The sequence below is a fragment of the Palleronia pontilimi genome, assembly GCF_016412875.1.
Taxonomy (GTDB): Bacteria; Pseudomonadota; Alphaproteobacteria; order Rhodobacterales; family Rhodobacteraceae; genus Palleronia; species Palleronia pontilimi.
This window is the reverse complement of sequence record NZ_JAEKPD010000002.1, coordinates 1-17968: the sequence shown is the minus strand read 5'-3', so window position 1 is coordinate 17968 and position 17968 is coordinate 1. Positions and strand designations below refer to the sequence as shown.

Genomic DNA, 17968 nt, shown 5'->3' with positions numbered 1-17968 from the left:
ATGCGCGCAATCTGCCTTGCCCTTCTGATCTGCTGCGCGCCGCTTATCGCCGGCGCGCAGCAGCTTGCGACGCTGGTGGCCGACCGGGTCAGCGTCGAGCGTGGCGATCAGCTGGTGGCCACCGGCCGGGTCGAGGTGTTCTACGACGGCGTGCGCCTGCGCGCATCGCGGATCCGCTACGACCAGCCCAGCGACAGGCTGTTCATCGAGGGCCCGATCACGCTGGACGACGGCGACGCGATCCTGGTGCTGGCGGACGCGGCCGAGCTGGACGCCGACCTGGAGAACGGCATCCTGCAATCGGCTCGCATGGTGCTGGACCAGCAGCTGCAGCTGGCCGCCACGCAGCTGGCGCGGGTGGGCGGGCGCTATACCCAGCTCGACAACACGGTCGCGTCGTCCTGCGAGATCTGCGCGAACAACCCCACGCCCACCTGGGAGATCCGCGCGCGCCGGGTGATCCACGACGAACAAGAGCGGCAGCTGTATTTCGAGAACGCCACGTTCCGCGTGCTGGGCCTTCCCATCGCCTATTTCCCGCGCCTGCGCCTGCCCGACAGCACCCGCGACCGCGCCACGGGGCTGCTTATTCCGCGCGTCCGCACCACGTCGCAGCTGGGCACCGGGATCAAGCTGCCCTATTTCATCGCCATCGGGCGGCGGGCGGATCTGACGCTGACGCCCTATCTTTCGGGCTCGACCACGACGCTGGAGGGGCGATACCGCCAGGTGTTCCGCAACGGCCGGGTCCAGTTCGACGGCGCGTTCACCAATGACGACCTGCTGCCCGACGTGTCGCGCTATTACCTGTTCGGACGCGGTGCGTTCGACCTGCCGCGGGACTTCAAGCTGGAATTCGACCTCGAGCTGCTGTCCGACGAGGCCTATCTGATCGATTACGGCTATTCGGACCAGGACCGGCTGGAAACCGGCGTGCGGGTGTTCCGGGCGCGCGACAAGGACCTGTTCAACGCCAGCCTCGTCGGCTTCGACACCCTGCGCGACGCCGAATTCGCGATCGAGGAGCAGCTTCCGCGCTATTACGGCACGGTGGATTACGAACGCCGCGTGCCGCTGGGTGCGGGGGAGTTGGTCTTCGGGGCCAACCTGGCCGCCCTGGCCCGCGAATCGTCCGCCGACCAGGACGGCAGGGACACGTCGCGCGTGGGCCTGTCGGCGGAATACCGGCGCGGCTGGATCCTGCCGTCGGGCCTGGTCGGCGACGCGCGGGCCGGGGTGTCGGGCGATCTGTTCTTCACCAAGGACGACAGCCGCTTCGACGACATCACCGAGCGAGTGTCGCCCCACGTGGAAGCCACGCTGCGCCTGCCCATGCAACGCAGCGGCGCGGGCGGCGTGCGCCACCTGCTCGAGCCGGTCGTGCAACTGGCCTGGTCGGACGTGTCCGGCAGCGCGGTTCCCAACGAGGACAGCATCCTGGTCGAGTTCGACGAGGGCAACCTGTTCGCGCTCAGCCGGTTTCCGGGCCGGGATCGGATCGAGACGGGCCTGCGCGCCAACCTGGGGCTGCGCTACACGCGCACGGATCCGTCGGGCTGGACGCTGGGCGCCGTGGGCGGCCGCGTGCTGCGCGACGACGCGCTCAACGACATCGACCCCGACGAACCGGTCTTCGGCGGCTTCACCGGAAGCTCGGGCCTGTCGGGCCGCCGGTCGGACTGGCTGGCCGCGGCGCAGCTGCGCCTGGGCGATCGCTTCTCGATCACGGCCCGCGCGCTGTTCGACGACCAGCTGGTCATCACCAAGAACGAGGCGCGGATGGGCTATACCGGCGACCGGCTGACGCTGGACGCGACCTACGTCTTTCTCAATGGTGAGCCGTTCGAGAACCGCCCCCGCGACACCCACGAATTGACCCTGGACAGCAGCCTGCGCCTGTCGCGCCACTGGATCGGCAAGTTCAACACCCGCTACGATTTCGACCAGGACGAAGCCCAGAGCACCGGTCTGGGCCTGGAATACCGCTCGGAATGCATCACCGTCGATCTGTCGGTGTCGCGCCGCTTCACCGAATCCGCCAGGGTCGACCCGTCGACCGAGTTCGGATTCGGCGTCTCGCTTGTCGGCTTCGGCGGCGGCCAGCGCGACGCGAGCTATCGCAAAACCTGCAAGGGATGATATGACCGTGCTGAATTGCACCGATGACGGAAGCCCGCGCCCCATGACCTACCTCGCCAGACTTCTGACGATCCTTTGCCTTGCCTGCCTCGCGGCACCGGCCCTGCAGGCGCAGAACATGTTCGCGCCCGTGGTCCGCGTGAACGGCAGTGTCATCACCCAGTTCGAGCTGGACCAGCGCGCGCGGCTGCTGACGCTGTTCCGTGCGCCCGGCGATCCGCGCGAAGAGGCGCTGGAGGCGCTGATCAACGAGCGCCTGCAGATGGCCGAAGCCAAGCGCATGGGCATCCGCATCACCGACCAGCAAGTGCTTGAAGGGATGGACGAATTCGCCGGGCGCACCGACCTGACCGGGGCGGAATTCGTGCAGGTCCTGGCGGCGGACGGGGTCGATGTCTCGACCTTCCAGGATTTCGTCCGCGCGGGCACCGCCTGGCGCCAGATCGTGCGCGATCGGTTCGGCCCGCAGGCGCTGACGATCACCGAGGACGACGTGGAAGAGCGGATCCGCGCCCGCCCCGAGCCCGGCCTGCGCGTGCTGCTGAGCGAAATCATCCTGCCCGCCAACACGCCCCAGAACGCGGCCCGGTCCCAGTCGCTTGCGCCGCGCATCAGCGCCATCAACACCCTGCCCGGCTTCGCCGCCGCCGCGCGGCAATATTCGGCCTCGCCCTCGCGCGAGCGGGGCGGTCGGCTTGAATGGCTGGAGCTGTCGAACCTGCCCGGGCCCATCGCCACCGCCATTCGCGCCCTGCAGCCCGGCCAGGTCACCGACCCGATCTCGGTCCCGAACGCGCTGGCCTTCTTCCAATTGCGCGCGCTGGAGGAAACCCAGCCCCAGGCCCAGATCCAGGCGATAGATTACGCCGCCTTCTACATTCCCGGTGGCCGCAGTCCCGAAGCGCTGGCCACCGCGGCGCGCCTGAATGCCGACGTGCAGACCTGCGACGATCTTTACGGCATCGCCCAGGGCCTGCCCGCGGAGCGTCTGCAGCGCGACACGCTGGCGCCGGGCGCCATTCCCGCGGACGTGGCGCTGGAGCTGGCCAAGCTGGACGCGAACGAGGTGTCCATCGCGCTGACCCGCGCGGAGGGGCAGACGCTGGTCTATCTCATGCTGTGCGAGCGGTTCTACAAGACCGAAGACGAGATCGAGCAGGCCGACCGCCCCGCCGTGCGCAACGCGCTGGTGCAACAGCGCATCGGACGGGTCGCCGAGGCCTACCTGGCCGAGTTGAGGGCGAACGCCACCATCACCTATCCATGAGCGCGGCGGTCGCGCTGTCCTGTGGCGAGCCCGCGGGCGTGGGCCCGGAAATCGCGGTGGCCGCCTGGCGTACGCTCGGCCCCGCTCTGCCGTTCTTCTGGATCGGCGATCCGGGACACCTGCCGGGCGGCACACCCACCGTCCTGCTCGACGATCCGCGCGATGCGGCCATGGCCACGGCCACCGGCCTGCCCGTCCTGCCCCATGGGTTCGACGCGCCCGCCACCCCGGGCAAACCCGATCCGGCCAACGCGAAGGGCGTGATCGACGTCATCTCCCGCGGCGTGGACCTGGTGCGATCGGGCGCCGCGTCGGCGCTGTGCACCGCGCCCATCCACAAGAAGGCGCTGATCGACGGCGCGCATTTCGCCTATCCCGGCCATACCGAATACCTGGCCGCACTGGCGGGCGTGGACCACGTGGTGATGATGCTGGCCTGCGACGCGCTGCGCGTGGTGCCCACCACGATCCACATCCCCATAAGCGCCGTGCCCCGAGCGCTGACCCCCGATCTGCTTGAGCGCACCATCCGCATCACACACGCCGCCCTGATCCGCGATTTCGGGATCCCGGCCCCCCGGATCGCGGTGACCGGGCTCAATCCCCACGCGGGCGAAGGCGGCGCCATGGGGTCCGAGGACGCGGACGTGATCGCGCCGGTCATCGCGCGCCTGTCGGCCGAAGGGATGGACCTGCGCGGCCCCGCCTCGGCCGACACGCTGTTCCACGCCGCCGCCCGCGCCCGCTACGACGCGGCCATCGCCATGTATCACGACCAGGCGCTGATCCCGATCAAGACCATCGACTTCGCGGGCGGCGTCAACGTCACGCTGGGCCTGCCCTTCATCCGCACGTCGCCCGACCACGGCACGGCCTTCGACATCGCGGGCACCGGCACGGCCGATCCCACGTCGCTGATCGCCGCCCTCAGGATGGCCGCCGACATGGCCCGACGCCGCGCATGATCGTCCCTGTTCGCCACATGCCCCGGGGGCTCGGCAGGGCCGCTCGGGGCCGCGCCCCTCGCCGATCCCGGCCATGAGCGCCATCGACACCCTGCCGCCCCTGCGCGCCGTCATCGCGGAACACGGGCTCAGCGCCAAGAAATCGCTGGGCCAGAACTTCTTGCTGGATCTGAACCTGACGGCCAAGATCGCGCGGCAGGCGGGCGATCTGACCCGGTGCGACGTGCTGGAAATCGGCCCCGGTCCGGGCGGTTTGACCCGCGGGCTGCTGGCCGAAGGCGCGCGCCGGGTGCTGGCGGTGGAAAAGGATGCCCGCTGCCTGCCCGCGCTGGCCCAGATCGCAGACGCTTATCCCGGGCGCCTGGATATCCTGAACGCCGACGCGCTGCAGCTCAATCCGACCGCGCATCTGACGCCGCCGATCCGGGTTGTCGCCAACCTGCCCTACAACGTGGGCACCGAGCTTCTGACCCGCTGGCTCGATCCCGTGCACTGGCCGCCCTTCTGGACCTCGCTCACGCTGATGTTCCAGAAGGAAGTCGCCCAGCGCATCGTCGCGGGGCCGGGCAGCAAGGCCTACGGGCGGCTGGCGATCCTGTCGCAATGGCGCAGCGACGCGCGCATCGTGATGGAGCTGCCGCCCGAAGCCTTCACGCCGCCGCCGAAGATCCGCTCGGCCGTGGTTCACCTGACCGCCCTGCCGGAGCCGCGCTTCCCGGCGCCCGCGCCCACGCTGTTCCGCGTCACGGCCGCCGCCTTCAACCAGCGCCGCAAGATGCTGCGCGCATCGCTGAAAGGGCTCGATCCGCAGATCGTGTCGCGGCTCGAGGGCCTGGGCATCGCGCCCACCCGCCGCGCCGAAGAGCTGTCGCTGGAAGAATTCTGCGCGATCGCCAGGTCGCTGGGATGAAACGGAAAACGGCGCGCCGGTCAGGGCGCGCCGTTGGATCCGTCGGTTGAAAAGATGCTACTCGGCGGCGGCGTTCTTGCCGTCATCCGGATTCTGCGCATCGCCGCCCTGAGCCTCGGCCTTCGGCTTGCGCGTCCGGCGCGGCTTGGGCGCGTTCTCGGGCGTCTCGACCAGGCCCGAGCTGTCTCCATCCTTGGTGTCGATCACGTCGCTGGGCGGCGCGGGCTTGCGCCGGTTGCGCGGCTTGCGGGGCTGCTCGTTCGAAGCGCCACCATCGGCCTGGGCGGGCTGCGGCTGATCGCCGCCGCCCTGCTGCGCATCGCCCGACGGCTGGTTGCCGCCCTGCTGTCCGCCGTCGTCGCCGCGCGGCTCGTTCTGCTGGCGCGGGTCGTTGTTCTGCTGTTGGCGCGGCTGGTTCTGCTGCTCCTGCTGCTCGCGTTTCTGGTCGATCTCGCGCTGCGCCTCGGCCAGCATCCGGGTGTAGTGCTCGGCGTGCTGGGCGAAGTTTTCCGCGTTGACCCGGTCGCCCGAAAGCTGCGCGTCGCGGGTCAGCTGGTTGTACTTGTCGATGATCTGCTGGGGGGTGCCGCGCACCTTGCCCTCGGGTCCCGAGCTGTCGAAGACACGATTGATGATACTACCGCCCGACGGACGATTGCGGTTGTTCTTGTTCCGCGAGCGTTTGTTCGAAGATCGCATGTGAAAGAGGTTCCGGCCTTGTTCGTGACACGCGCCAGCCCGTTGTCTTGATGATCCGCCTGTTGCGGAAGGGGGCCCTTGGCGTCGATGTTCTGGCGATAACAGGGGGACAATGTCGATGTCCCGCCGCTGTGCGCAATGTCAGACCACGCAATCGGTTCGTTGACAACCCGATTCGCCGCAATCTGTTCGATAATCGAGCGTTTTCACGCCAGTCGGGCGGAAATCACACGATCCCTGCCTCCAAGATCGGTATGGCAGGCGACCTGCGCAAGGCCCGCGGACCTGAAAATCGCGATCACGGCGTCGCGCTGCTGCCAGCCGATCTCGACCAGCAGGCGGCCATCCGGAGCCAGGTGGGACCGCGCACCGGCCGCGATGCGGCGATAGGCCGACAGCCCGTCTTCGGTGTCGAAGAGCGCAAGATCCGGATCGAAGCGCACCACTTCCGGTGCCAGGTCGCCCCGCTCGCGCGGGTGGATATAGGGCGGGTTCGACACGATCAGATCGAAACGGCCCTGGACCGCGTCGAACCAGTCGGACCGCTCGAACCGGACGCGGTCCTCGACCCCCAAAAGCGCCGCGTTCGCCGACGCGGTCTGCAGCGCGTCGGGCGACAGGTCGGTGGCGGTGGCGCGAGCGCGGGGCCGTTCGGCCAGAAGCGTCAGAGCGATGCAGCCCGACCCGGTGCCGAGGTCGAGCACGCTGTCGAAGGGTTCGGCGAGCGCAAGCTCGACCAGGCTTTCCGTCTCGGGCCGGGGATCGAGCACGGCGGGTGTGACGCGGAACAGGCGCCCCCAGAATTCCCGCCGACCCAGGATGCGGGAGACCGGTTCGCGGTCGCATCGCGCCAGGATGAAGCGGTCGAACCGGTCGCCCGTCGCCGGGTCCAGCGGGTCGGGCAGCCGCGCGACCAGCAGCCCGGGATCGGTGTCGCAGGCCGCCGCCATGAGCAGGCGCGCATCGCGTTCGGGCGTGGGGATGCCCGCGCGCCGGAGCCGGGCGACCCCCGCGGCCAACGCATCGCGCCCGGTGCGCGGCGCGTGGGTGTCGGTCATCCGTCGATCTCGGCCAGCCGCGTGGCCTGGTCTTCGGCGATGAGCGCATCCACCACGTCGCCGAGATCGCCCTGCATGACCTGGTCGAGCTTGTAGAGCGTCAGGTTGATCCGGTGATCGGTCAGGCGACCTTGCGGGAAGTTGTAGGTGCGGATCCGCTCGGACCGGTCGCCCGAGCCCACCTGGCTTTTGCGGTCGCCCGAGCGTTCGGCGTCGATCCGCTGGCGTTCGGCGTCGTAGAGCCTCGCGCGCAGCACCTGCATGGCGATCTCGCGGTTGCGGTGCTGGGATTTCTCGGACGACACGACCACGATGCCGGACGGGATATGGGTGATGCGCACCGCGCTGTCGGTGGTGTTGACGTGCTGGCCGCCCGCCCCCGAGGCGCGCATGGTGTCGATGCGGATGTCGCCGGGTTCGATCTGGATGTCCACGTCCTCGGCCTCGGGCAGGACCGCCACGGTGGCCGCGGAGGTATGGATGCGGCCGCCGGATTCGGTGCTCGGGACCCGCTGCACGCGGTGCACGCCCGATTCGAATTTCAGCTTGGCGAAGACGCCTTCGCCCTCGACGTTGGCGACCAGTTCCTTCAGCCCGCCCAACTCGGTTTCCTGCATCTCGACGATGTTGAATTTCCAGCCCTGGGATTCCGCGAAGCGCTGGTACATGCGCATCAGGTCCATGGCGAAAAGCGACGCCTCGTCGCCGCCGGTGCCGGGGCGGATTTCCAGGATCGCGGGCCGCGCGTCGGCGGCGTCCTTGGGCAGCAGCGACAGGCGCAGCTTTTCTTCGACCTGCGGCAGGCGGGCGCGCAGCAGCGGCAGCTCTTCTTCGGCCAGCTCGCGCAGTTCGGGATCGTCGAGCATGGCTTCCGCCTCGGCGATGCCCTTCAGAAGCGCGCGATATTCGTGGATCTCGGCCACCACCGGGCGCAACTCGGCGTATTCGCGGCCCAGGGCGGCGATGTCGGCGCCGCTTTGCGACATGGCGGCTTCGACATATTCGAACCGCTCGGTGATTTGCTGAAGGCGATCAAGGGGAACCATGGGCTGCGTCATCCCTTGAAACGGGCCGCAGCGTCAAGCGGCTAAAGGCCCGCGCGCTCGAGCCAGCCGCGCACCTTGGCCGCGTTCACGCCCGCGTCGCCCTTGCCGATGACCAGGTGGCTTTGCACGATCACCCGGTCGCCCTCGGCCCAGACATGGGCCACGTCGGGAAAGCCGAAGACCAGCGAGCGCGTGATGGCCACGAAACGGTCGTCGCCCTGCGACACGATGTCGGTGCGCGGCGTGGCGCGCGCCGCGTCCAGCAGCCGGGCGAGCGCCGCTTGCGTGTCGTCGGGCGTGCGCACCGCGACGAAGCCGCCCTGCGACGGGTAATCGCCGACCCCTTGCGTCACTTCCGGAAACGCCAGCGCGCTGTCCGGCACCGGTTTCAGGCGCACCCAGATGCCCAGGGCGATGACCACGACGGCGGCGGCCGCCACGATCCCAATGATCCATTTCATCCCAGCGCCCCTATACCAAGGCCTACGACGTAGCGGGCTGGCGCATTTCGACCAGCCGGGCGAAGAAACTTGCCCCGATGGGCGAGATCCGGTCGTTGAAATCGAAAGCCGGGTTGTGGCACATGGGCCCGCCGCCCGAGCCCAGGTTCAGGTAGGCGCCGGGCCGGGCTTCCAGCATGTAGGCGAAATCCTCGGCCCCCATGCTGGGCTTGCTGTCGCGCACCACATGCGCCTCGCCCACCACGTCGGCCGCCACGTCCGCCGCCAGCGCCGCTTCGCGCGCGTGGTTCACGGTGGCGGGGTAGTCGCGGGTGTAGTCCACGTGGACCTCGACCCCGAACATGGTGGCGATGCCCGCGCCGATCTCGCGGATCCGGTGCTCGGCCATGTCGCGCATCTGCGGCGTGAAGGTCCGCACGGTGCCGCTGACACGCGCGTCGCCTGGCACCACGTTGAAGGCCGTGCCCGCGTGAACCTGGGTCACCGACACCACCAGCCGGTCGATGGGATCGGCGTTGCGCGACACGATGGTGTCGAAGCCCTGGGCCAGCGCCAGCGCCGCGGGGATCGGATCGACGCAGCCGTCGGGATGCGCCGCGTGGCCGCCCTTGCCGGTGATGGTGATCTCGAACTCGTCCACCGCCGCCATGATCGGACCCGGCGCCGTCAGGAAATGGCCGAACGGGTACTGGGGCGCGTTGTGCAGGGCATAGACCTCGGCGATGTCGAAGCGCTCCATCACGCCTTCCTCGACCATGACGCGGCCGCCGCCGCCGCCTTCTTCGGCGGGCTGGAACAGCAGCGCCGCGCGGCCCGAGAAATTGCGCGTCTCGGCCAGGTAGCGCGCGGCGCCCAGCAGCATCGCGGTGTGCCCGTCATGGCCGCAGGCATGGGCCCGGCCCGGCACGCTGGACGCGTGGTCCGCGCCCGACTTGTCGGGCATGGGCAGCGCGTCCATGTCGGCGCGCAGCCCGATCGTGGGTCCCGCGCCCTGCCCGTTGATGAGGGCCACGACGCCGGTCTGCGCGATGCCTTCGTGCAGCTCGTCCACGCCCATCTCGCGCAGCCGTTCGACCACGAATTGCGCGGTGCGGTGGCAGTCGAATCCCAGCTCGGGGTTGCGGTGCAGATGCTGGCGCCACTTGGCCATGTCGTCGGCAAAGGCGGCGATACGGTTCAGGACGGGCATCTGGACACTCCGGGCGGGATTGGGCAACGACGCCTATGTCACGCATGAGAAGGGACTTCGCAATGCCCGATCCGATCTTCAGTGTGCCGCCCGGCCTGCCCCGCCTGCGCGCGGTGATGGCGCGGCTGCGCGACCCCGACACGGGCTGTCCGTGGGACCTGGAGCAGGACTTCGCCACCATCGCGCCCTACACCATCGAAGAGGCCTACGAGGTCGCGGACGCCATCCAGCGCGGCGCCATGGACGAGCTGCGGGGCGAGCTGGGGGACCTGATGTTCCAGTCCGTCTATCACGCGCAACTGGCCGAAGAGGCCGGGTTTTTCGACCTGGACGACGTGATCGCGGGCATCACGACCAAGATGATCGACCGCCATCCGCACGTCTTCGGCGACGAAAGCCGCGACAAGTCTGCCGCCCAGCAGACCGCCGATTGGGAAGCCGCAAAAGCGCGCGAACGCGGCCCTGCGGGCGTGCTCGACGGGGTGGCGCTGGGACTGCCCGCCCTGACGCGGGCCGAGAAGCTGCAGAAGCGCGCGGCGCGGGTGGGATTCGACTGGCCCGAGACGGCGCAGGTCGCCGCCAAGATCGCAGAGGAAGCGGCCGAGCTGGCCGGGGCGGCCGCCACCGCGGACCCGGCGCAGATCGCCGACGAGATGGGCGATCTGCTGTTCGCGCTGGCCAACCTGGCGCGGCATCTGGGCGTCGACCCCGAGGCCGCCCTGCGCGGCACCAACGACAAGTTCACCCGCCGCTTCGCCCATATCGAGGCGCGGCTGGCCGACGTCGGCAAGACCCCCGCCGACAGTGACCTGGACGAGATGGACGCGCTTTGGAACGACGCCAAGCGGGCGGGAAAATAATTTCCGACTTCTTTCGTCGGGTATTGACCCGACCAAAAGAGTCGGATTTACATCGCCGCAGACACGAGCACCAAACGGAGCAACGCCATGCGCGCACTGACCCTTGCCACCCTGATGACCGCCACAGCCCTGCCCGCGCTGGCCGAGGTCAACATCTATTCCTACCGCCAGCCCGAACTGATCGAGCCGATCACCACCGCCTTCACCGAAAAGACCGGAATCGAGACGAATGTCGCCTTCATCGACAAGGGCCTGACCGAGCGGCTGAAGGCCGAGGGTGCGCGCTCGCCCGCCGATATCATCATGACCGTCGATATCTCGCGCCTGTCCGAGGCCAAGGAAGCGGGGGTCACGCAATCCGTCACGTCCGACATCCTGACCGAGAACATCCCCGAAAGCCTGCGCGACGATGACGGCCACTGGTTCGGCGTCACCACCCGCGCCCGCGTGATCTATGCCAGCAAGGACCGCGTCCCCGAGGGCGAGGTCACGACCTACGAAGACCTGGCCGACCCGAAGTGGCAGGGCCGGATCTGCACCCGCTCGGGCACCCATGTCTATACGCTGGGCCTGGTGTCGGCGATGATCGCGCATAACGGCGAAGAGGCCACGCGCGAGTGGCTGGAAGGCGTGAAGGCCAACCTGGCGCGCGCCCCGCAGGGCAATGACCGCGCGCAGGTCAAGGCGATCTGGTCGGGCGAATGCGACATCAGCCTGGGCAACACCTATTACATGGGCCAGATGCTCGAAGACCCCGAGCAGCAGGCCTGGGCCGACTCGGTGCGCATCGAGATGCCGACCTTCGCCGATGGCAGCGGCACCCATGTGAACGTGTCCGGCGTGGCCATGACGGCGTCCGCCCCCAACCCCGAGGATGCGCTGGCCTTCATGGAATTCCTTGCCTCGCCCGAAGCGCAGGCGATCTATGCCGAGACCAACTACGAATACCCCGCCGATCCCGACACGGCGCCGTCTGAAATGGTGGCAGGCTGGGGCGATCTCGAGCCCGACCTGACGGCGCTGAGCGCCATCGCCGACAACCGCGCGCAGGCGCTGCAGCTGGTCGAAGAGGTCGATTTCGACGGCTGAAGCCTTGCCGAAACTGCGAAATGAAGGCGCCGGGACAACCTGGCGCCCCGTTCTTGGTTCTGACGCGGCCGTTCCCAAGATTTCCCCGTTTGCACGGTGTCGATCTGCGACGCTATGGCGCGCGGGGCTTGGGCGGTGCCCCGGTCGACACCGCGCCGCAGCCCCCCTACCCCTGTCCGATGACGCAGCGAGGATCGCCAATGAATGATTACATCCTGGTCGTCGAGGACGAACCGTTCATCGCGATGGACATCGAGATGACGCTGAGCGACGGCGGCCTTGGCCCCGTGCAGATCAGCGACAGCGCGGCCGACGCGCTGAAGCAGATCGCCCTGCATCCGCCGCGCGCGGCCGTGCTGGGCCTGAACCTGGGATCCGGCACGACCAGCCTGCCCGTGGCCGAGCGGCTGTCGTCGCTGGGCGCGCCCTTCCTGTTTCTGAGCGGTCAGGCCAGCGTCACCGACGCATTGCCCGACGCCCTGCGCGGCGCACCCAGCCTGGCCAAGCCCTTCAACGACCGCCAGCTCAGCGCCGCCGTCGCGCGGCTGCTGGGCGCGGGCGACCCGGCAGAGGTCTAGGCAGCCTGAAGGACCAGGGCGCGCAGCTCGGCCATGCTCAGCACCGGCCGGGCGGTGGGGCCATAGGCCAGGCGCGCGGTGTCGCGGCAGGTGATCCGCGCGACCGGGGGCAGGATCTTTTCCAGCCGTTTGCGCGTGGCGGGCGCCATGGCTTTCAAGGCCAGCGCTCCGGGATAGAAACTTTCCGACGCCACCCCGTCCACCCGCAGCACCGCGTGCCGGTCGAGCAGCAGATGCACATAGGTCACCGTCTTGCGGCCCTCGGCCCGGCGCAGGCCGCGCCGCCCCGCTTTTACCAGGTGCGTCGCGCGGGCGAAGCGCTCGCCCTCGACCAGAAGGCAGTGCTGGGGGGAGACCAGCGTGTCGCGGATGGCTCCGAAGCGGCCCTTGCGGATCCGGATGGGCCGATCCTTGGGCCTCGCGTCCAGCGCGGCCCGGTCCAGATGCGTCGACCCGATCCAGCGCACGGGCTGCGCGCCGTCGTCGCGGGTCAAGACCAGATCGCCCGGGCGCAGCTCGTCGATCGGGCGCGGACCGTCCGGCGTGTCGATCAGGCTTCCGGCGGTGAAACAGGCCACGCCGGTGGTGTCGGCGGTGAAATCATCGCGGGTCGCCCCGGCAAAGACAATGCCGTCGCCCGGCGCGAAAGCGGTGTTGTCCGAATAGTCCACCGTGGCGCCGTTGGACTGGTTGAGGATGCCGTCATCCTCGAAATCGGCGCGCATCTCGGACACGCGGTCGTAATAGATCGACAGGTCGATGAAGTCGTTGTTGGTCGGGTCGCTGTCGCCGATGGCCCCGGAATTGCCGAAGTTGAAATCGGTGATCGTGTCCAGGCCGTCGCCGGGCGCGTAGAAGAAGCTGTCATCGCCGTCGCCGCCGGTCAGCACGTCGCCGCCGATGCCGCCCTCGATACTGTCGTCGCCCGCGCCGCCGTCGATGGTGTCGGTGCCGTCGCCGCCCGCCAGGATGTCGCCGAAGTCGCTGCCCAGCAGCGTGTCGTCGCCCAGACCGCCGCCCACGATGATGCCGCCGGTCGCGCCCGACGCATCCACCGTGTCGTCGAAATCGGTGAGCGCGGCGATCTCGACCTCTTCGAACGTGCCGGTGCCACCGGGGGTGGAGAACGTCGCCGCCTCGCCGCCCGTGTAGCTCAGCGATACCGGTCCGCTCAGCGCGCTGAAATCGACGGCGTCCTGGTCGGCGCCGCCTTCGCCGCCGACGATGCTGTCGGTGCCCGCGCCGTCGGTGAGGACGAAGAGGTCCTGATCGTCGCCACCCGCGAGCGTGTCGTCGCCCGCCCCACCCACAAGCGTGTCCGTGCCGACACCCCCCGAAAGCAGATCGTTGCCGTCGCCGCCCGACAGCAGGTCGTCGCCCGCGCCGCCCAGCAGCGTGTCGTTGCCGCTGCCACCCAGCAACGTGTCGTTTCCGCCCGCCCCGTCGACATTGATGCCGGTCGTGGCGCCCGTGCCATCCGCCGTATCGTTGAGGGCCGTCAGGGTCGAGAATTCGATATTGGTGAAGGTGACGGTGCCCGTGGGCGTTGCGATCGTGCCCGCCTCGCCGCTGTCGAAAATGGCGGTGACGGCGCCGGTGACTGCACCCAGGTCCAAGGTATCGGCGTCGGTGCCGGTCTCGCCGCCGTCGATCGTGTCCGAGCCCGCGCCGTCACCGATCAGGAAGGTGTCCTGGTCCGCGCCGCCACGCAGGACGTCATTGCCCGCACCGCCCGTGATCCGGTCCGCGCCCAGGCCGCCCTCGATGGTGTCGTCGCCAAGACCGCCGGTCAGCGTGTCGTCGCCCGCCTCGCCCCAAAGCTGGCCCGACATGTCCGACAGCGTCATGTCGTCGGCCGCCGAGCCGCCGATGGCGTCGACGAAGCCGGAAATCGTATCGCCGGTGGCATCGCCTCCCGACGCGGTGTTCAGGCCCAGATCGACCGTGACGCCGCTGCCGTCGGTGGAATAGTCCAGCAGGTTGCGACCCGCGCCGCCCGCAAGGCTGTCCGCGCCCGCGCCGCCCGCGATGGTGTCGTCGCCCGCGCCGCCCAGGACCGTGTCATCGTCCAGACCGCCCGACAGCCGGTCGTCACCGCCGCCGCCGTCGATCAGGTCGTTGCCCGCGCCGCCCGAAATCGTGTCGTTCGACGCGTCCTCATCGGCATAGAGCAGGTAGTCGGCATCCACCCGCTGGGCCACGAGGCCCGTGTTGTCCTGGACGACGCTGTCGAGGGAAATCGACACGATCGGCTGGCTGGTCAGCAGCGCGTTGTCGGCATTGTCGGTGAATTCCGGCGCCAGGTAGACATCGCCGCTGGCGGTCTGGAAGACGACCGCGGTGAAGGTTCCGCTCGAGCCGTCGAGAAAGGTGACGGTGGCGTTGAAGACATGGGTCGAATCGAGCGTGTCGGCCGCCCCGTCGATGGTGAACGTCTCGGGCGTGGCACCGCTGTCGTTGTCGGCCAGCACGTTGTCGCCATTGGCGTCGTTGACCACGACGTTGCGAAGCCGGTCGAAAAGCTCGGACCCGGCGCCGCCATAGGTGCCCAGCAGGTCGGCCGCGTTTTCCGAGATGCCGTTGGTTTCGTCCGGGTCCACGTCGGCGGTGTTGGCCAGGAAGATCGCCGACCATTCGGGCCCGACGGTCGTGGTCCCGCCCGAGCTTCGGGCGACCGGCATCGCGCCGCCGAAGATCGTGTCGTCGCCGCCCCCGCCAACCAGGCTGTCCGCGCCCAGGTCGCCTTCGATGAAATCTGCGCCCGCCTGGCCCAGGATGGTGTCGTCGCCGTCGCCACCGCGCAGCGTGTCCTGGTCGGCGCCGCCCAGGATCGAATCGTTTCCGGCCCCGCCGTCGATGGTATCGCGGCCTGCATTGCCCTCGAGCGTGTCGGCGCCGCTGCCGCCGTCCACACGGTCGTCGCCACCGCCGGCCAGCACGCTGTCATTGCCGCCGCCGCCCTTGATGACGTCGTTGCCGCCCAGCGCCTCGATCGTGTCGTTGCCAGCGCCCGCCAGGACCGTATCGTCCCCGGCCGTGACGACATCGCCCTGCGGGTCGGTGTAGCCGGCGTCGATCAGGTCGTCGCCGCCAGTGCCGTCGACGATGCCGAAATCCTCGGCGAAGCGGTCGGCCCCCAGGTTGACGTTGGCATTGTCGACGCTGTCGAGCGTCAGCGAGCGGATCGGCCGCGCCCGGATGGCCGCCTGGTCGGCGTTGTTGGTGATCTCGGGCGCCCAGTAGGTGTTGCCCTGGTCGTCCTGGAAGACGACGGCGGTGATCGACGCCGTCGAGCCGTCGACATAGGTAATCGTCGCATTGTAGACGACGGCGCTGTCATAAGTCTGGGCGGGGCCGCCATTGATGCGGAACGTGTCGCCCGCGTCGTTGCTGTCGTAGGCGGTCGTCGAGCCGTTCGAGAAATTTCCCGAGAAGCTGTTGATGGCGTTCGACAGGGGATCGTCGACCGAGCCGTAGGTGCCCAACAGCAGCGCCGCGTTCTCGCTGAAGGCGTTGCCCTCGGTCGGGTCGATCACCGCCCGAGCGCCGAGGGCAAATACGCTGAATGTTGTGGCCATGGGGTCTGCGTCTTCTGGTTCTTGGGTCTTGCGTCTGCCTCATGGTTAATTTGCCTAAAATTTAGGACGAATATGTGGCCCAATCCCGATCTTTCGCAGCCGGTGAGGAATGGGGCGGAAATGTGGCAGTGGATGCTGTTCGATCTTCCCGGACCGGCGCCGGATGCGTTCTGCCGTGGCGCGGAGGGGGATCGGCGACGTGAGAAACTGACAGTAACTATTTATTTTAGATAAATTTTATCGAGTTCGATCGAGGAGGTGGCATGTCGCGCTGATCCCCGGCTTGAGTGCCGAACGCGTCCGCTTCGGCCAGCGCCATCCATTCTGCCCCGAACCGACCGCCTTACTTCCGCCACATTTCGGCGGATCGGGGCGCGTGCCGGGTCGGCGTGCCCTTGCAGCGCCTTGGCCGGTCACTAGCATGGCCCGGCGTGCATCCGGGGGGCTGATGGTCGATACCCGCAAGACAGACGGCTTGGCGGGGCTTTTGCTTGTCGCCACCACGGTTTGCGTGGCGGCCTTCGAGTGGGGCGGCGGCCGCGTGTTCGCGCATGCCTCGGCGCTGACCGCGGTCTCGGCCCTCGCGCTTCTGTCGCTGCATGTCGCGCGGTCGCGGCGGGCCTTCCTGCTGATCGGCCTGGTGCTGTCCGCCCTTGCCTTGGCCCGATTGCCCGACGGGCTGGACGCGATCCGCCGGGCGCTGGCCAGTTCTGCTTTCATTATCGCGTTCTTCTCGGCGCTGACGAGCTTGCGCAGCGCCGCCATCAGCGCGCGTCCCATCGCCGATTGCGGGGCCTTCCTGTCCAGCCAACCGCCCGGACGCCGCTACCTCGCACTAACCCTGGGCGGCGCGCTCTTCGGGATCATCCTGCTTTACGGCGCGATCACGCTGCTGGGCTCGCTGGCCACCGGGGCGCGCGACGACGCCACCCCCGAGGTGCGCCGCATCCGCATCCGCCGCATGATGGTCGCTATCCAGCGCGGCTTCATCGCGACCTTGCCCTGGTCGCCGCTGACCTTCGCGATAGCGATTTCGACCTCGTTGGTGCCGGGATCGAGCTGGGCGGGCGCGCTGCTGCCCTGCCTGGTCTCGGGGCTGATCCTTGCCGGTGCGGGGTGGGCGCTGGACACCGCCGTGAAGCCCAAGCTGACCGGCCCGCGCCCCGTCTTCACGCCGCCCGAAGGCCGCTGGATCGCCAAGCTCGCGCCGCTGCTGGCGCTGCTGGCCCTGTTGGGCACGATCATCACCGGGCTGCACCTCTGGACCGGGGTGCGCGTGGTCGGCGTCGTCATGGTGGTGGTGCCGGTCCTGTCGCTTCTGTGGATGGCCCAGCAGGACGTGGCCGCCCGCCAAACGCACGTGCTTCGCCACGTGGCCCGGCGCGCCTGGGATTACGGCTTCGTCGAGCTGCCCGCCATGCGCGCCGAGATCGTGCTGCTGGCCATGGCGGGCTTCATCGGCACGCTGGGCGCCGCGCTCAGCGCGCCGCTGATCGCCGACGCGGGCATCGATTTGAGCGGCGTGTCGCCCTACCTGCTGCTGCTCGCGCTGTTCTGGGTGATCCCGATCACCGGACAGATCGGCATGAACCCAATCCTGTCGGCATCGCTGATCCTGCCGCTGCTGCCCGCGCCCGCCAGCCTAGGGATCAGCCCCGCCGCGATCATCACTGCGATCACCGCGGGCTGGGCGCTGAGCGGCGCGACCTCGCCCTTCACCGCGTCGACGATGCTGGTGGGCAATTATGGCGGCGTCTCGGCCGTGCATGTGGGCCTGCGCTGGAACGGGATCTATGCCCTGATCTGCGCGCTGGTGCTATCGGGATGGATCTGCGCCGTGGCCGCGTATCTGTGACGGGATGGATGGCGCGGTTGACGGGGCTCGAACCCGCGACCCCCGGCGTGACAGGCCGGTACTCTAACCAACTGAGCTACAACCGCGCATCGGCGTTTGGCGGGGGATCGTGGGGCAATGGTGGCGCGGTTGACGGGGCTCGAACCCGCGACCCCCGGCGTGACAGGCCGGTACTCTAACCAACTGAGCTACAACCGCGCATCGGCGTTTGGCGGGGGATCGTGGGGCAATGGTGGCGCGGTTGACGGGGCTCGAACCCGCGACCCCCGGCGTG

The 17968-nt window shown here is 68.9% G+C and carries 14 protein-coding genes and 2 tRNA genes; 8 read left to right on the top strand and 8 right to left on the bottom strand.

Features of this window, described 5'->3' with window-relative positions; translation table 11 throughout:
* The 4 genes from ILP92_RS02990 to rsmA all read left to right on the top strand — a co-directional run bounded on the left by ILP92_RS02990 (position 1) and on the right by rsmA (position 5281).
* A complete protein-coding gene (locus tag ILP92_RS02990; protein WP_198914894.1) occupies positions 1-2139 on the top strand; it encodes an LPS-assembly protein LptD in 2139 nt (712 codons plus the stop codon).
* A 43-nt stretch (positions 2140-2182) separates the two neighbouring features.
* A complete protein-coding gene (locus ILP92_RS02985; protein WP_198914893.1) occupies positions 2183-3406 on the top strand; it encodes a peptidylprolyl isomerase in 1224 nt (407 codons plus the stop codon).
* Complete coding sequence (gene pdxA, locus ILP92_RS02980; RefSeq protein ID WP_198914892.1) at positions 3403-4371, top strand: 4-hydroxythreonine-4-phosphate dehydrogenase PdxA; 969 nt, start codon at positions 3403-3405, stop codon at positions 4369-4371. The genes ILP92_RS02985 and pdxA overlap by 4 nt, the downstream gene beginning before the upstream one ends.
* A gap of 73 nt (positions 4372-4444) precedes the next feature.
* Complete coding sequence (gene rsmA, locus ILP92_RS02975) at positions 4445-5281, top strand: 16S rRNA (adenine(1518)-N(6)/adenine(1519)-N(6))-dimethyltransferase RsmA (RefSeq protein ID WP_198914891.1); 837 nt, start codon at positions 4445-4447, stop codon at positions 5279-5281.
* Positions 5282-5338: 57 nt separating this feature from the next.
* Here the strand turns inward: rsmA and ILP92_RS02970 are convergent, their stop codons facing one another.
* The 5 genes from ILP92_RS02970 to ILP92_RS02950 form a co-directional block, all read right to left on the bottom strand.
* A complete protein-coding gene (locus tag ILP92_RS02970; RefSeq protein WP_198914890.1) occupies positions 5339-5980 on the bottom strand; it encodes a DUF4167 domain-containing protein in 642 nt (213 codons plus the stop codon).
* A gap of 206 nt (positions 5981-6186) precedes the next feature.
* Positions 6187-7038: a peptide chain release factor N(5)-glutamine methyltransferase gene (gene prmC, locus ILP92_RS02965; protein ID WP_198914889.1), complete on the bottom strand. Its 852-nt coding sequence runs from the start codon at positions 7036-7038 to the stop codon at positions 6187-6189.
* Positions 7035-8084, bottom strand: coding sequence for a peptide chain release factor 1 (gene prfA / locus ILP92_RS02960; protein WP_198914888.1), 1050 nt, complete (start codon positions 8082-8084; stop codon positions 7035-7037). Before prfA ends, prmC begins: the two co-directional genes overlap by 4 nt.
* 41 nt (positions 8085-8125) lie before the next feature.
* Entirely contained in the window at positions 8126-8545 is a 420-nt protein-coding gene (locus ILP92_RS02955) for a DUF1499 domain-containing protein (RefSeq protein ID WP_198914887.1), read from the bottom strand.
* 22 nt (positions 8546-8567) lie between these two features.
* The gene (locus ILP92_RS02950) at positions 8568-9734 is read right to left on the bottom strand and encodes a M20 aminoacylase family protein (RefSeq protein WP_198914886.1); all 1167 of its coding nucleotides are present in this window, start codon (positions 9732-9734) and stop codon (positions 8568-8570) included.
* A gap of 62 nt (positions 9735-9796) precedes the next feature.
* On the opposite strand from ILP92_RS02950, the gene mazG reads away from it, so the two are divergent.
* The 3 genes from mazG (at position 9797) to ILP92_RS02935 (ending at position 12261) form a co-directional block, all read left to right on the top strand.
* The gene (mazG, locus tag ILP92_RS02945; RefSeq protein ID WP_198914885.1) at positions 9797-10594 is read left to right on the top strand and encodes a nucleoside triphosphate pyrophosphohydrolase; all 798 of its coding nucleotides are present in this window, start codon (positions 9797-9799) and stop codon (positions 10592-10594) included.
* Positions 10595-10681: 87 nt separating this feature from the next.
* Complete coding sequence (locus ILP92_RS02940; RefSeq protein WP_198914884.1) at positions 10682-11683, top strand: Fe(3+) ABC transporter substrate-binding protein; 1002 nt, start codon at positions 10682-10684, stop codon at positions 11681-11683.
* Between the two features lie 200 nt (positions 11684-11883).
* Positions 11884-12261 carry a response regulator gene (locus ILP92_RS02935; protein WP_198914883.1) on the top strand — a complete coding sequence of 126 codons (378 nt, stop codon included), beginning with the start codon at positions 11884-11886 and terminating at the stop codon, positions 12259-12261.
* Here the strand turns inward: ILP92_RS02935 and ILP92_RS18375 are convergent.
* On the bottom strand, positions 12258-15839 hold the full coding sequence (locus ILP92_RS18375) for a Hint domain-containing protein (protein WP_268968477.1): 3582 nt from the start codon (positions 15837-15839) through the stop codon (positions 12258-12260). The genes ILP92_RS02935 and ILP92_RS18375 overlap by 4 nt on opposite strands.
* Positions 15840-16287: 448 nt before the next feature.
* On the opposite strand from ILP92_RS18375, the gene ILP92_RS02905 reads away from it, so the two are divergent.
* The gene (locus tag ILP92_RS02905) at positions 16288-17694 is read left to right on the top strand and encodes a hypothetical protein (RefSeq protein ID WP_235971055.1); all 1407 of its coding nucleotides are present in this window, start codon (positions 16288-16290) and stop codon (positions 17692-17694) included.
* A gap of 9 nt (positions 17695-17703) precedes the next feature.
* Here ILP92_RS02905 and ILP92_RS02900 read toward each other — a convergent pair.
* Both ILP92_RS02900 and ILP92_RS02895 read right to left on the bottom strand, forming a co-directional pair.
* Positions 17704-17780: transfer RNA gene (locus ILP92_RS02900), tRNA-Asp, on the bottom strand.
* Positions 17781-17815: 35 nt separating this feature from the next.
* A tRNA-Asp gene (locus ILP92_RS02895) sits at positions 17816-17892 on the bottom strand.
* Between the last annotated feature and the right edge of the window lie 76 nt (positions 17893-17968).

Bases quoted from the DNA above. Each gene is read 5' to 3' on its own strand.
- ILP92_RS02990 (WP_198914894.1), top strand. From the start codon at position 1: ATGCGCGCAATCTGCCTTGCCCTTCTGATCTGCTGCGCGCCGCTTATC.
- ILP92_RS02985 (WP_198914893.1), top strand. From the start codon at position 2,183: ATGACCTACCTCGCCAGACTTCTGACGATCCTTTGCCTTGCCTGCCTC.
- pdxA (WP_198914892.1), top strand. From the start codon at position 3,403: ATGAGCGCGGCGGTCGCGCTGTCCTGTGGCGAGCCCGCGGGCGTGGGC.
- rsmA (WP_198914891.1), top strand. From the start codon at position 4,445: ATGAGCGCCATCGACACCCTGCCGCCCCTGCGCGCCGTCATCGCGGAA.
- ILP92_RS02970 (WP_198914890.1), bottom strand. From the start codon at position 5,980: ATGCGATCTTCGAACAAACGCTCGCGGAACAAGAACAACCGCAATCGT.
- prmC (WP_198914889.1), bottom strand. From the start codon at position 7,038: ATGACCGACACCCACGCGCCGCGCACCGGGCGCGATGCGTTGGCCGCG.
- prfA (WP_198914888.1), bottom strand. From the start codon at position 8,084: ATGGTTCCCCTTGATCGCCTTCAGCAAATCACCGAGCGGTTCGAATAT.
- ILP92_RS02955 (WP_198914887.1), bottom strand. From the start codon at position 8,545: ATGAAATGGATCATTGGGATCGTGGCGGCCGCCGCCGTCGTGGTCATC.
- ILP92_RS02950 (WP_198914886.1), bottom strand. From the start codon at position 9,734: ATGCCCGTCCTGAACCGTATCGCCGCCTTTGCCGACGACATGGCCAAG.
- mazG (WP_198914885.1), top strand. From the start codon at position 9,797: ATGCCCGATCCGATCTTCAGTGTGCCGCCCGGCCTGCCCCGCCTGCGC.
- ILP92_RS02940 (WP_198914884.1), top strand. From the start codon at position 10,682: ATGCGCGCACTGACCCTTGCCACCCTGATGACCGCCACAGCCCTGCCC.
- ILP92_RS02935 (WP_198914883.1), top strand. From the start codon at position 11,884: ATGAATGATTACATCCTGGTCGTCGAGGACGAACCGTTCATCGCGATG.
- ILP92_RS18375 (WP_268968477.1), bottom strand. From the start codon at position 15,839: ATGGCCACAACATTCAGCGTATTTGCCCTCGGCGCTCGGGCGGTGATC.
- ILP92_RS02905 (WP_235971055.1), top strand. From the start codon at position 16,288: ATGGTCGATACCCGCAAGACAGACGGCTTGGCGGGGCTTTTGCTTGTC.